Annotated in this window: 11 protein-coding genes; 2 read left to right on the forward strand and 9 right to left on the reverse strand. The window is 50.9% G+C overall.

Annotated elements, in window-relative coordinates:
• Window positions 1–19: 19 nt before the first annotated feature.
• The 4 genes from L248_RS14335 to L248_RS14350 form a co-directional block, all read right to left on the reverse strand.
• The gene (locus L248_RS14335; RefSeq protein ID WP_040537068.1) at window positions 20–310 is read right to left on the reverse strand and encodes a WxL protein peptidoglycan domain-containing protein; all 291 of its coding nucleotides are present in this window, start codon (window positions 308–310) and stop codon (window positions 20–22) included.
• A gap of 117 nt (window positions 311–427) precedes the next feature.
• Window positions 428–1297 (reverse strand): WxL domain-containing protein, encoded by an 870-nt coding sequence (locus L248_RS14340; RefSeq protein WP_022530985.1) that lies wholly within the window; start codon window positions 1295–1297, stop codon window positions 428–430.
• A 142-nt stretch (window positions 1298–1439) separates the two neighbouring features.
• Window positions 1440–1883 carry an LPXTG cell wall anchor domain-containing protein gene (locus tag L248_RS14345; RefSeq protein ID WP_196812052.1) on the reverse strand — a complete coding sequence of 148 codons (444 nt, stop codon included), beginning with the start codon at window positions 1881–1883 and terminating at the stop codon, window positions 1440–1442.
• 124 nt (window positions 1884–2007) lie between these two features.
• Window positions 2008–2559, reverse strand: a complete 552-nt coding sequence (locus tag L248_RS14350) for a hypothetical protein (RefSeq protein WP_052000094.1) — start codon at window positions 2557–2559, stop codon at window positions 2008–2010.
• A 281-nt stretch (window positions 2560–2840) separates the two neighbouring features.
• Between L248_RS14350 and L248_RS14355 the strand changes: the two genes are divergently transcribed.
• Complete coding sequence (locus L248_RS14355) at window positions 2841–4379, forward strand: glycosyltransferase (protein ID WP_040537071.1); 1539 nt, start codon at window positions 2841–2843, stop codon at window positions 4377–4379.
• Window positions 4380–4730: 351 nt separating this feature from the next.
• Here the strand turns inward: L248_RS14355 and L248_RS14360 are convergent, their stop codons facing one another.
• From L248_RS14360 to L248_RS14375, 4 genes are all read right to left on the reverse strand, one after another.
• A complete protein-coding gene (locus tag L248_RS14360; RefSeq protein ID WP_155828694.1) occupies window positions 4731–6701 on the reverse strand; it encodes a coiled-coil domain-containing protein in 1971 nt (656 codons plus the stop codon).
• The gene (locus tag L248_RS14365; RefSeq protein WP_022530990.1) at window positions 6698–8653 is read right to left on the reverse strand and encodes a coiled-coil domain-containing protein; all 1956 of its coding nucleotides are present in this window, start codon (window positions 8651–8653) and stop codon (window positions 6698–6700) included. The genes L248_RS14360 and L248_RS14365 overlap by 4 nt, the downstream gene beginning before the upstream one ends.
• 66 nt (window positions 8654–8719) lie before the next feature.
• Window positions 8720–9529, reverse strand: coding sequence for a hypothetical protein (locus L248_RS14370; RefSeq protein ID WP_022530991.1), 810 nt, complete (start codon window positions 9527–9529; stop codon window positions 8720–8722).
• Window positions 9526–10713 carry a YncE family protein gene (locus tag L248_RS14375; RefSeq protein WP_022530992.1) on the reverse strand — a complete coding sequence of 396 codons (1188 nt, stop codon included), beginning with the start codon at window positions 10711–10713 and terminating at the stop codon, window positions 9526–9528. The genes L248_RS14370 and L248_RS14375 overlap by 4 nt, the downstream gene beginning before the upstream one ends.
• 127 nt (window positions 10714–10840) lie before the next feature.
• On the opposite strand from L248_RS14375, the gene L248_RS14380 reads away from it, so the two are divergent.
• Window positions 10841–11596, forward strand: coding sequence for a nucleoside phosphorylase (locus tag L248_RS14380; protein ID WP_052000095.1), 756 nt, complete (start codon window positions 10841–10843; stop codon window positions 11594–11596).
• Window positions 11597–11681: 85 nt separating this feature from the next.
• Here the strand turns inward: L248_RS14380 and L248_RS14385 are convergent, their stop codons facing one another.
• Window positions 11682–14423, reverse strand: coding sequence for an LPXTG cell wall anchor domain-containing protein (locus tag L248_RS14385; protein WP_220095322.1), 2742 nt, complete (start codon window positions 14421–14423; stop codon window positions 11682–11684).
• Between the last annotated feature and the right edge of the window lie 87 nt (window positions 14424–14510).

The following is a 14510-nucleotide window of genomic DNA, read 5'->3' on the forward strand; positions in this document are numbered from 1 at the left end:
ATCCGCATGATAAACCGAACTAATCCAGATTTTGGTCAAGCTGTGCATAATTCAGGTTCAAGACGAAGCGAATGGTTCGTTTCTGATCCTCAGAATTGACCACTTTAATCGACAGTGGCTGAGTAGAGGCTGGTTTCACCAAAAGATTGAAAGCACCAGAGTCCTTAGTTATCTGATTACTTGGATACACAGGGGCCATCGAAAAGCCAGGACCCGTTGCCGCATTCACCTGAGTAACACTATTGCCAATTATCAAGGCCAAGAGCAATCCGAGACAAATCAGCAAACTATCCTTCACACCATGCTTCACTTTATCCACTCCTCAAACAACGGATACTTATAGTATAAACAATACACCTGGTCGTAAGCAACAAAAAAGGAGGCAAAAGCCTCCTTTTTCTGAAAGCACCGGATAGAATCTAAACAATTAAGCGTTAGGGTTAGCGTTCAGAATCCAGTAAATCGGTGCATCATATGCGCCTGATAATGTGTCATCCGTCGGGCTGTCAAGTGTAATGCCAGAAACGGTATTGTCGAGTTTTACACTAACAGTGCCGTAAGACTTCTTATAGGCTGCATTGGCAATTTCAGTAGTTGTCGCGCCAGCCTCAGTAGCTGCCACGGAACCACCATTAAACTTGAACGAGTTTGCAGCGTTCTTGGTAATTGCGGCGCCTTCAACATTAGGCAGGTTCAAAGTCCAAGTACCTTTGCCAATTGCGGCAGTGCGCGCAGTCCCATTATCATTGAGCTTGAAGAACTGGCCCAAGCCAACCAACAAACGATAACCCATACCATCGTAAGAACCAGTGGCCGGATCCGTACCATTTGAAGGCTTAGATTCACGAGCATCTGTAATGGACAAGATACCTTGCGAGTTACCATCATCGGCAATTGCACCACTGTTGCTTGACAAAACGGCACGTTCGCCAGAGGCAGCTGTACCGAAGTTGAAGTCAGGAACCTTATTCAAGGTAAGGTAACCAGAGTTAATGCGAATCACTGCATCAGAAACACCGCTTGTGACGCCGGCAGAAGTATTAGCGTCGCCATTGGCAACATAAGAGAACCCAGGTGTAGCCAATGTTTCTTGTGCATATGCAGGTGCTTTGGCAGCGGCTAAAGTAGCTGTCTTACCGTTGTTTTGCAACATCAACTTCGAAGAGTCTTGATTGAATTGTTGATCCGGACTCGTAGAAGTGCTGCTTGCTGCGTTAGCAATAACAGGTGCGACAGCGCCCAATACCATACCCGCAGCAGCTAAAGAACTAAGTAAACTTGACTTAGTAAACTTCATGATAAAATTCCTCCCAAAATGTTTGTGTCACCCTGACGGGTAACCTGAAACAAGATATTGTGAACCAACTCCACACATTCATCATACTCGGAACGAAATGAGCCGCTTACCAGTTTTCATAAACAATCATTTCAAATTCTGATTACAATTCTGTGCGACGCTTGATTGAAAAAGCAAAACCAGCAACCGTGATTAATACCAATAACACGCCTAGAATCATTTGACCTGAACCCACTTTTTCCCCTGTCTGGGGAAACTTTGTGTTTGTGCCAATGTTGATCAGCGGCGCCTGAGTCCCCGGTTCATTGTTTGTCGTCGGGACTATATTGCTTTGACCGTGTGGTTTCACATTGTCTTTTGATATAATCTTGACTTGGACATTTGACTGGGGATTCCTCACAGGTACACCCGAACTAGCTACCGGTGCTGCCTTCTCCACCACAGTTCCACTGTTATCACTGCTCGCCGCAATCGCTGATGCACGAGACACGCCTACAACGATTCCGACAAGAAACAAGAACAATGCTCCAAAGAACAATATCTTCTTCCAGTAAGGCCGTTGATTCGAAACTGGTTTTCTAATCAACTCTTCGACCTCCCCCAAAGAAGTATTTGAATTCCTTGTACCTTCATAGTACCAAGCCACCGGAAGCGGCAAACATCATATTTGACCAAGTTTTCTTCTTAAAAGTGATAATTGTGTGAAGAAATTACGCACTCAGGCCGTAAGAATATTCTCCGACATGAGGATTGGCAGGATCCGTCTGCACTTTGAATCCCACTTTTTGAAGTACGTCACTGATTCGGAGCAGATCGTCATGACCATCGAAAGAAGACACCACGCCATCAATGGTTGCGAAGCCGTTCTTACGTGCCAACCCAATTAGTGCTTGTAACGCAACGGTTGCCAACCCATGGTTCTGATAATCAAAAAAGGCTAGTTTCGACGCGGCTCCTAAAGTTTCCAGTACACTGACGTGAATTGATTTCTGCCAAGGATCAAAATGAAACATCAACTGGGTCTGATACTCCACGATGGGATGCTGATGGGTATCCAAATTCATGTAGGGCGTAAACACGAAAATCGATGCGGTCTGCTTCTTCTCTTGTGCATTGTGGAAGTCCGTGTAAGCCACATACTGAGTAATTATTGGCTCGTTCGTTGTTGGCTGATCCAGTTGGGCTAAAACCTGTAATTCTGAATCCTCACGAATTGTCTTGATTCGGGCGGCTAACACCTTTGATAGTAACGTTTGATCCATGATTAGAATGCTCCTCTCCCCACAACAGCTCATGGCTGTGGTATGCACTGCTAGTATAGCATAATTTCAGAAACCAGCCTCTTTGAAGCACTCCATTTGCATACATTCCCCGATCTGACGCCATTTTTCACCGTTTGGTTCAAACAGACGGTTCTCGTTTCCATGGGATCACCCTAGTGCGATACAATACAGTGGCAAGGTGACTCGGCGTTTGTCTGTCAGCCACAGCAGCACACGCAATGACAACGTTCCGTCACATAAATTAATAGGGGGAAACACAATTGAATTTCTTCGTCACGAACACCGTTGGACAACAAAGCTCAGGTATTGAACACTCCGAAATGAAGCGGCTCCAACTGTTCTTAGACCATGATGTCCCAGCCAAAATCGTCACCACCAACTATTACTCCCGTTTCCATTACGACTTCACGACAAACGGATTGACTGATGACACCAGCTTGAACATGTTTGATTACTTCCTGGACAATCTCCATGTACCGATTCAGAAGAATGATGCAAAGCACTGGCTGGACGCGCATCCTGGCGAGCAAACCGACCTTGGTGAGGAACAAGACGGAAATGGTGTCGCCGTCCACGGTTGGCGAATCGTGAACGGTACGACGCAACAGTTAATCCGCGAAGACGTCAAGACGGGGCAAATCAGCTCCATTGTTTATGGCACCACCGCCAATGTTGTCCAGCACAGTGAACTATTTGATGACCGCGGTTTTAAGACGTTGGATATCATCGTCGACGCTGCTGGCCACACTCAAGAACAGCGTTTCTACTCTCATGATGGAACCGAACGAATTCTGTGGCGGTTTAAGGACAACAAGGTAACCCAGTCCATTTTCTTGAAAGTCAATGACGAGCAGCGTATCTTCATGAACAACGACGGCTTGATCAGTTACTTCCTTGACACAATTAACCAAGCGGCCGGAGGTGACAGCCTCATTATTAGCGACCGGTACGAAAATACCCCAGCACTTGCACATATGAAATCCAAAGCTCGCCGATACGTGTTCATCCACAACGTTCACGTTGCTGACCCAGACAACCCCCTGCACGATCCTCACTTGAATTACAATTATGCCTATGTTCTACAGCATCCTCGAGAATTCAATGGGATGATCACTCCAACACACCACCAAGCATGGGATATCAAAACGCGCTTCGGAAAAGGTCTTAATGTGGTAGTCATCCCCAGCGGATCCGTCGACCCTATTCGTACACGCATTCCCATCATTAATAGGCCGCTCCGCCATCATATTTTATCCGTTGCCCGTATCTCCCCGGAGAAACGACTGGATACGTTGGTCAAAGTGGCTGCTATGGTAAGAGAAAAAGTACCTGACACGATTCTAGATATTTATGGCTTCGTTTCCGATCGGAAAAGTGGGATCATTTTGAATAATACCGTTAAGACGACCAATATGGTTGGCAGCGTCCATTTCCACGACTATACCGACAAAATTGAGGATGTTTATGATGATAGCACGCTTCTTGCCCTCTCCAGTCGGAACGAAGGCTTCGGGTTAGCATTGATTGAAGCAGAAGCTCATGGTGTTCCATTGGTCTCGTTTGATATTAATTATGGACCCAACGAGATTATCCAGAATGGTGTCAACGGTTATCTGGTCGAGAATGCCGACGCCGAAACTATGGCTGCTAGAATTATTGATATTTTTCAAAACCCGTTTCTTAACCAGAAGTTAAGCGACGGTGCTTATGATGCTGCTGAGAAATTCTCACCCCAAAACGTCTGGAAAGCTTGGGCTCAGATTGCCAAACTTGACCCAGCAGCGCACCAAGAAGTGTAAGGGGTGATTGATCAGCAGTACGGAACAGTGCAATACAGTACTTAATTCACTCTACCCCGCAAGGGCCCATTTTCGCCATCGCGAAGATGGGCCCTTCCTTGTACTGCATATCAACCAGTGATAATGTGACTGAATAGGTTTTGCGGTATAGGAGACCCCCCATCTTCAGAAATCCTAGATCGATATTGTATTGTGATTACGGATGTGTATTGTTTCCATATAATACATACTGTCCATACGTTTGTTCAGAAATAAAAGCAAGAGGCTAAATGAAGGATTCAGTCATCCTTCATTCGGCTTCTTGCTTTTAAAACGATTGGAAGAAGATGCTGTGTCGTTACGCGAAGTTGATTACAGGGTCGAAACGTCAATCCCGGGCAATGTAGTCTGGGCAGCCGCCAAAAGATTGGCATCACTGACGTATGCTGCCGGAATCGTGAGCTGACCGCCCAGGATTTCTGCCCAAAGGCGCGGGGCGGTAGCTGCTGTCAAGATTGGGACCAGTTGCAGGTCGCTGCGCTCTTGCAATGCCGTACTGAGCATCAAACCGGCGTTAGCCTCGGCAATGACGTTGCTGTCGGCAGGCAGATTCTCCCCCAGCCACCATGCAGCCAAAGCTGCATCGCTGTCGAGCTCCTGCACGACGTTGCGCTGTTCATCCAGTACGTGGATGTGCTCGCCGCCTTCGCTATATTCCTTGATCAGGACGACTGTACCATCCGTACGGTAGAAGTTCTCGTTCGTCACATGGCCCGTGGCCGTGTTGATCGATTGGGTCACGGCGATGTGCCCCGCCAGATCCCAGAAGTCCCGGCGTTCGGCCTCCCCAGGATTAAAGTATGTGACCAGCCGAACCTGGCCCGTCGTTCGGTATTGCACGCGGGCCATCAACTGGTTGTGACTGTCCAGGTACTCCACGGTACTATTGTCTGGCGTCGGCTGGGTATGCCAGTCGGGTTGCAGATTGAGCTGTGCCGGTGCTGCTGCCGGCCGGTCGGTCTGGCGCAACGCGGTATACATATTTGTCCACGTCAGCGCAGACACCTCAATATGCAACCCATCCAATAGCCGCTTTAGGCGGTTCTGATCCTCTTCTTCATATGCGGTAGTATACAGGCGGAACTGATGCTCACCAGCTTGCAGCAAGTGGTTGACTACGGCCCGGAACATCGTGATGTGGGCCGGGTCTTTCGGCAGCATGGGGAATACGATCGCCGCCGGCCGCTGACCGGTCACAGGCACCGCAGGCGGTGTCACTTGCCGGCTCGGTCGCGCGGTGGCGTCATTGCTCGTTGGTGCAGCAGGTACTGGCGTACTGGGCAGTGGAATGACCGGCGCGCGATGATAGCGACTTGGTGCCGGTTTCGAGGCAGCGGGGCGTGACGACACGGCAGCCGCGGGCGATACCGGTTTGGTCTTAGTACTGTCTAACGTATCCATGCCAGCGACATCCTTGCTCAACACGTTCAGCAAGGGTTGGATCGCAGCCATCTGCGCACTCAGTGTATTTTGAGTATCCTGGGCCTTCTGCCGTTGGCGGTCGATGGCATCCGCCATCTTGGACAATTCCTCCTGGCGTTTTTCCAACTGGGCAATGTGACTCTTCAGTCGGGCGACCTGAGCCGGCCGCCGACGCTTGGCTTCTTCTAATTGGCCGCGTTGTGTGTCCCAGGTCTTGATTTGGTCCCGAGCGGCCTCAATCTGTTTGTTCACATCATTAATGTCGGCCTGGCCATCTTGCAGAGTGGCCTTAATATCATCGATCTGGCCGGTCAAATCTTCCCGTTCGTTGCGCAAGTCATCGATGTTTCCTTGTTCATCCGCCGTAATCGCAATCATATCGTGGAGATTCTTCGCCTTGCGAATCTTGATGGCAATCTCGTTCTCCTGGGCGACGATGTCCTTCAGCTTATCTTGAAGCAGAGCCTGCTGATGACGCTGATCCTTCTGTTCGTTCAACAGCGGCTGGAGCGCCTGTTGCTGATCCGGAATCGTCGTCCGGTTGATATCGTCGATCTTGTCTTGCAAGGCGGTAATCTGGCCGTCAAAGTCCGGCGGCTCGTCGATGGCCTGCTGGTCGCCGGCAATGTCGTCGGAAAGCCCCGCCCCCGCCTGCTGATTAGCATCGGCCAGCTTGTTCAGCCGATCCAGCTGGTCATCGATTTTCTCACTGGCTGCTTGCAGGGTCTGTTCGAACTTGTCCGCCGCCCTCTGCAGCTGGTCGGCCTGGCTGCCCATATGCTGGGTCGCCCGTTCCCGCTCCTGGGCGAGCTGGTGCAGGGTTGCTTCGATCTGATTCAATTCATCTTGCGCATTCATCAATTATCTTGCTCCTTTGTCGCATGCTCAGCACTCGTCAGGGTATCCATCGTAATCACGGGGATCGGCCAACCGGCTAACTGCTGTAATTGTTCTATGTCTTGGTTACTCGGGGCCATCAGCCAATGCACCCCGCTGAGCTTCGCCCCCAAGCGCGGATCAGTCAGGGTCCGGTCTGAAAGCAGCGGAATCACCTGCTCGTGCAGCGATCCTCCCGTGACTGCCGCGCACAGTGGGTCGTCCCCGGGGACGACCAAAGTGCTGTCTTGAGCGGTCTGGTCCCGGCTCAGCCAATCGGCAACGAACTCGGCCAGCGAAGCAAACTCTGTTGTTTGGGTATCGCTAAACGCCAACACTGCCGGCTGATCGGGGATATTCTGCAATTTGAGAACAGGACGGCGATCCCGCTGATAATACGTGACTTCACTTACGTCGCGTTGATGCACGATGATCTGGGTGTATAGCAATAGGTGATCGTTAGAGTAATAATCATACAGGTAATGATCGGCGTCCACATTGTACCCAATCCAGTTCAACGACCCATCCGGCCGGTAATAGGCGCGATAGTCCCCCACCGTTTCGTCTTTACCGGACCGAATATTGGCCTCCCCCGGTCCACGGTTCAGCGGCACGGCCACTGGCAGTTCATTCTGATTGAAGGGCCGTGGGTCGCCACCGCTTTGCAATGTTTCGAATAAGGAAGCAAAAGCGACCTGGTTGGCCGCGCCGCCTACTTCTTCTAGGAAGCGGGTAATCCGGTCGACAAAATTGGCCATATACCCTGTCACCAGAATACGCACTGTGATGTGGTGCTGTGTGAGAAAACGGCATAGCGTACCGATATATTTCAGCAACACTGGATCCAACTTGGTAGGAAGTGCTGACAGGACGAACAAATACGGCCGGCCAGCCGGAAGATTGACTGCACTGGTTTGTGCATCCGGATGAGGCAATTGAGGCTTCGAATTTTGCGCGGACAGATCATTGGGCTGCGGGCCATTATTGTCATAACTGGCCGGTGCTGATGGCGTTGACACCGTGACGGCGGTGCGCGGCGTCTTCTGCACAGCTTCCTTGGTTAATTCGCTCGCCGGCACTAATGCACTCGTCAATAAGTGAATTACCTCGGTAATCTGTTCATTGACTTGATCCTCAGCCTCGCTCAGCCGCTGCAGTCCCTTCTCGAGAACTTGAATATGAGATTTGCTGGCAGCCAATGCAGACTCGCCGCGCTGGGCTTGGTCCACGGCACTGTCCGGCGCATTGATTTTGGCATTCAACGCACGGATCTGTTTCACGAGGGTCGCCCGTTGTTGGATCTTTCGAGTGATGACTGTGTCCAGACTTGTCATCTGTTCCCCGAGATCCGTCACAGCCGCGACGGCTTCCCGTTCTTTTTCAGACAACTCCGTCAATTGCCGGTTGCTTTCATCAGCCCGAGCGCCAATCGCCGCGACCATTTCGGTGATCTTAATGAGGTCTGTCTCTTGTCGAATCGCGTCTTCTTGACGCCTCATTGACGCCCGCAACAGCTGCTGCTGGCTGCGGAGAGACTGGACGGTGTTTTTCGCCTTCTCCCACTGTGTCTTGAGTTGTGTCTGCTGAGCTGACTGGGTGCCGATGGCGCGAGTCAGCCCGTCAACTTGGGTCTGTAGAGCATCCCGCTGACGGGGCCAAAGATCTGGATCGGACGCTGCCTCCCGCAACCCGGCCAACGCCTGGGCTAACTCATCTCGACGAACGGCCGCTGCCTGGACTTGGCCGTCTACCTGCTGTTTCTCCGCATTGATCTCATCAATACCCTCATACAAGGCACGGAGGTACTCTTTGGCCACTTGAACAAACCGTGTCTGGCTATGGGCAAAATACGGCTGCAGCTGGTCGCTCTTGGCATTGATCACATCCAAGGCATCCTGGATGCTGTCATCAGTTCGATCATCGTTTCCCGCCGTCATCAGGCCACCTCCATTCCCAGTTTACCATTATTACCAGTATCCAATGTTGACCCGCTTTAAGCAACCTTAGATAGACACCGCCAGCAGCAGAATCACCAGCGCCCGATCGAAGATAAACAGCCCAATGATCGGTACCAGCACATTCCGCGTCCGCCGGTAACCGGCCAACAGCGGTAAGGCCGGCAATCCGAAGCCCCACAGGTTCTGACCGAAGTTCGGCGCCACCGGTGTCGTCATCAGGGCCGCATACGCCGCGGCCGCCAGCAGATACGCGAGGACCTTCGTCAGCCCCCGGAAGAAGCGCCGGTCCTGCGGCAATACTTTCTTCCCTATTTGATACAGGACGAGGAAGAAAAGAATCAGCGCAATAACCTGCCCGGCGAACATGAAGAAATCCCGGCCGGTCACCACCCAGAAATTGTGCCAGGAATCTAGTTCACCCAAATCCAAGGCGCTGGCGTTATCCTCAACATACTTCCCGTGGACGGTACCGCCGATGATACTGCCGACCGCTTTCAATAGAAAATTCAGTAAGCCATACCATAGCATGAGGAAACCGTCGCGGACCCGCAGCCGGGGGAAGAGCCGCTGCACGCCGGTGCTGCCAAAAGCCCCCCAGACACTGCCCAGCACGAGGGCCAGGAAAAGCACCCCCGCAAAAATCAGCCGGATGTCCAAACCCAGACTGCCGTGCATCCGAAATTCGGCTAGGGACGGGGTAAACAGCGTGCCAATGGGATTCTTCGTGTTGAACAAGAGATAAATGAACCAAATCGCGGCCAACACCTTGATCCAGGCATTCACGTCGGCGATGGGTTCTTCTTCACTGTATAAGGACGGCCATAATCGCCGTTTCTCACTGGGTTCTTTGGTCATTTCTTCGTCCCCCCTTTCGCGTCTTCATTCGCCAGCAGCGCATCCACGATGCCCTTGAACGACTTCAGATTCATGTGCACCAGGCGGTCGATGTGGTCGTGGCTCGTGGCTCGGTAGGCCCGGGCAGACGATTCAAAATTGACCCACAACGTATCACCAGACGTGGCGACTTGTTCCAGATGGGATGGGGCGTCGAACTCGGCCAGGGCATCAGAGGCGCGGTAGACAGTCCGGTTCCGGTCGTCGAAGACCCACAGGTGGGACTCGCCAGGACCGTATGATTGGGACAGAATGATGTAATCTTTGTAAAAGGCCATGCCCTGAACCTGGGTCAAGATGTCTTGGCGCAAGATGGCGCTGGACAGGACTTCGAAGATATTACCGCCCAGCTTCACGGTGGACTTGCCTTCGAGTGTGCCTTTCTTACTGAGCTGGTAGTGTTGAATGTTGCCGGGCCGGCGGGGGTTGAAGAAGCCGACGTAGAGCTTGCGGTCGTCGTAGGTGACGAAGGACGCCCGGGTGATGGAGCCGAGCAGGGCCCGCTGGTGATAGGCGACTGGCTTCTGGGTTTTCTCCAAATCGTATTGTTCGATGGCCTTCATGGTGATGGAGACCAGTTCAGACTGGTTGTTGCGCCGGGAGCAGACCCAGACCAGCTGGTTGCGGGGGTCGTACGTGATCCCGCCGACGTGGGGAGTCCCCTTCAGCACCACCGTCTTGATGTACTTGTAGGTCTTGGCGTCTTGGACGTAGAGCACGGAATTATGGAAGCCGTCGTGGTCGTAAGCGGACGTGATCAGGTACTTCCCGGCCACCGTGACGCCCTGGGGGGTCATCATCGTACACATGTCGATGGTGCCGTCCTGGACGCTGATGGTGCGCGTCGCCTGGGTCCCGGGCATGATGGGAAAATCGTTGTACCCGCCCATCAATTCTTTGTGGGCGTCGATATTGCTCAAGTCCTTGATCCGGGCAATCTCATCGAAGGCCTTGTACTTCTTCAAGGTCTTCTCGAATTCAGCTTGGGTATAAACTGGTGCACTGCTGGTCATCGTCAGCGTCGTGCGGGGTTCGGTCTCGCGGAGCTTCAAATAAGAATAACCCCAGCCAAAATAGCCGTAACAAACGGCGGTCAGTACGGCGGTGATCCCCAAGATCCACCAGCTTTGTTTCGTGATTCGCATATGGCTCCCCCATCTATTCAAACTAAGTTTAGTATACGCTATTTTAAGCCCGGCCCAGTGGCAGTTTCCAGAAAAATGCTTTTGCGGTAAGCTGGGAATAATCATTTTTGAAAGAAAGGCGATGGCCATGGCCAAATTACCGATTTTGAATTATGATCCCTCCCCAGAGGCGGTGATCGCTCCGTTCCGGGATGAAGGGTATCAATTCCCGGCGAAGGTCCTGCTGGCGTTTGTGCCCATGGACCACCTGGAGACTTTTTATCACGAATACCATGCGGAACCGGTGGGGGAACTTGAAACGTTTTCCAACCGCATTGTTGTTCACCAGATTCGGTTCCACGGCCAATTGATTGGCGTCTGTCCCGCGGTCATTGGTGCGCCCGCATCCGCGCAAATCGTCGATTTCTTGATTGCCTACGGGGCCAAGCAGATCATCGCCGTTGGCTCCTGCGGCGTGCTTACCGACCAGCCGGAAAATGCCCTGCTGGTCGTCCAGGAGGCCTTGCGGGATGAGGGCACTTCCTACCACTATTTACCGGCAGCGCCGAGTATCGTGCTGGACACGGCCATGGCAGCGGCCATTCAAACCAGTCTAGAGAGTGTGGGTCAGCGGGCGAAGCTGGTCAAGACATGGACCAACGATGCGTTCTTCCGGGAGACGCCAGCGCTGATTCGTCAATATACAGCCCAGGGTTACGAGGTCGTGGAGATGGAATGTGCGGCCTTAGCGGCGATCGCCCAGTTCCGGGGCGCGCAATATGGGCAGATTCTGTTCACCGCAGATTCACTGGCAAACACAGAAAATTACGATCCTCGGGACTTTGGGGCAGCCTCCCACACTCGAGTCCTGACGCTGGGGGTTAACTGTTTGGCCGATTTGTAACTTCAGCCTCAGGATAAGAAAAGAGAGGTCGTCAGCGGCGGCCTCTCTTTTGAAATCAGTTAGTGAGCTGTATTCATAAAACTAGTTATCCCTTGACCCGTTTCTTCCGCAAGGCATCGAGTCCAGCAAGCGTGACGCCGCTGATCATGGCAACGCCTAAAACGGCTAAAGCCGAATCGTCGTGCTCACCAGTTTGCGGCAGACGCTTGATTGGGCTCTGAGCAGCCAGCATCCGATTCCTTTGGGCAACCGTCCGAGTCTGGCGGTTAATTGTCCGATTACTGGTGTGTGTGACAACTGTACCGTCACCACTCATATGGTTGTCTGGCTTGGGTGTGGGCGTCGGCTTAGGAGCCGGTGTTGGATTGGGACTGGGCTGAGGATTAGGCGTCGGGTTCGGCGTTGGCTCAGGACTGGGTGATGGATTCGGTTCAGGACTAGGATTCGGCTCTGGGTTCGGCGTCGGAGTGGGTGTTGGTGTCGGGTTAGGACCTGGATTAGGCGTCGGATTTGGTTCGGGCACCGGTGCATTCAACGTAATCTTGGGTGCCGCGGAGACATCATCATCGTTCCAAACTGTCTGGAACTTCGAAGAATATGTTGGTACCGCCCTTCCCTTATCGTATGTGATTACTCCAGGTATAGGTGCTGGCGAATCACCATCAGGACTCTTAGTAATTGTCCCCGGTGTTGGAAGTTCGACCGTGGGAGTCGCTGTCTTGGATAGAGTTGGTGTGATCGTTTTGACTGGAGGAACGGAGAGTGCATCGACTAAATTGTCTTCATCCACTTCCACGTCAGAATCATCATCAACCATCTGTTCATCTTTCGTCACAATGCGATAGACGAGAACAACTTGTACGTGGTTATTATCGGTATTATTCAACGGAAATGTAATCAGCGACTTTGCCAACTCTTTGAAATCGTTGAGTGGGTCAGCACCATTCAGATAGTAAATCTGATTCATGTTATCGGCTCGCAACGTTGTTTGGGAGGTGGTTTGATGGACATAAAAACCAGTTAATGCATAAATAATCCCGTCTTTTCCGGAAATAGTGCCTTCCACTGGAATCGTCTTACCAGCATTATCGATAATATCCTGACCTTCAAAAGTCTTCAGATCCCACCCTTGATTAGCAGGAATGTCGGAATCGTCAGGATGACGCTGATTGAAACCCTGGTCAACTGTAAAGGGGACATGATGCGTGATGATGTCGTGTGCAAGTGTACCATAACCGTTCACTCCCAGGGTTGGTTCAAGTATCGTGTAAAAATCTGAACCAGTAGCAACTTGTATCCAGAAGTCAATACTTTGATTGCCCGCTTGGGGAGTGAGATCGGGACTCGGATGGGTACCATTTGTGCTTGCGATTGAAGGGTTCAAAAGTTCTTGTTTTAACTGTGCATTGTTGGATCCTTCAGAAGAGTACATGGCGATACTCTTTTGAATTTGGTTGAGTTGCGGCAAGATAATCTTCAGATGTGCTTGAATACTGTCTGCATTATCCTTGGTGTTTTTGACTATGTCTGCAGAAATAGTCTTTAGGTTCAGGTCAGCAATTTGGCTGCCATATTGATCAATTGCCGCATTATACTTATCCACCAATGACTGATAGCTGCTATCACTACTGTTTTCTGCACCAGGGTACTCATCGAAGCTCGTATAGTGACGATACAGTTTTGTGTTTCCGTCATCAATTAATGCCGACTCATCATGAGTAGAATACTGGTAATTGGTGCCATATACAGCATTGAGATAAGCAAAGTCAGTCTTTATGACGTTTTGAATGAGTGACGTCATATTATTCTTGCCCAACGCAATCCAGTTTGCATAACCATAAATTCTCAAATTGTAACCGTAAGTTTTGGTTATCGCATAGCGAAGAGCTTCATTTGCCTGTTTTTGTGCTGCAACGGCACTATTAATCTCATCTGTTTTTTTTGCCAGATTATTGACCGCCACATATAACGGACTATCATCCGCGTTATTATTCGCAGCTGTGATTTTATTGTTGTTTGTGATACTTTCAGCTACCTTTTTCTGAAAATCATTCCATGTAGTAGCGAAAGCATTCACATCTGTGCCTGTTGTCGCATCTTGGTGAGGTTGACCATTTTGCTGGGTATACTGATTCAACCCATCCTGGTACGTCCTGACTGCATTAACATAATCCTTTTGTAGGACGTCAAAACCGCTGATGGCATTTTGAACGTCTACTTGAGCTTTATCCAATGAGGTGGAGTCAGGTACAGTACTATTTGTATTGTCAGTACCTGGAAGGGCTTTATTGTAATTATCTGATGCCGTTTTCCACCCGTTCATCTTGTTGGTTAGTTCTGTCTGACTCGCGACAAGCTTATTGTATGCCGTGACTGCGTTATCGTGCTCTTTTTGTAAGTCGCTGGCCACCTGTGTATTTGCCGCTGTCTTCTTGGCTGCCTCGATGAAATTGTTATAATCCGCATCAGAAGGATTATTCAATGCATCATCGATTGGATCGACGTGTGAACCATCTGCAGTGTTGTTATGGGACTCGACCGCGCCATTGTAATCATCAATGGCTGTCTTGTAGTTGCCGGCCGCGGTTTCGTAAGCGCTCTTCTGCTCGGCCAAAGTCTTCAACAACGTGCTGATGTCCGTCGTCTGTCCCTTGTGGGCGTTGAGTTGATCCACAATTGCCTTGAACGTGTTATTCAGTTCTGTGGCCTTCTGGGCTAAGGTGCCCTGGGCTGTCTGCGCAGCTGTCGATTTGCTGGCCAAATTGGCATCACTGCTGCTCATATAGGCATTCAGCGCGTCTTGCGTTTCCTTCAGCTTGGCTGTCACTGAATCAACGTATCCCTTAATAAGCTTGTTACCCAGATAAATTGCCAACTGTATAGAAAACGACGCAACTCCTTGAGCTGCGCCGCT

This window comes from Schleiferilactobacillus shenzhenensis LY-73 (assembly GCF_000469325.1).
GTDB classification, from domain to species: domain Bacteria; phylum Bacillota; class Bacilli; order Lactobacillales; family Lactobacillaceae; genus Schleiferilactobacillus; species Schleiferilactobacillus shenzhenensis.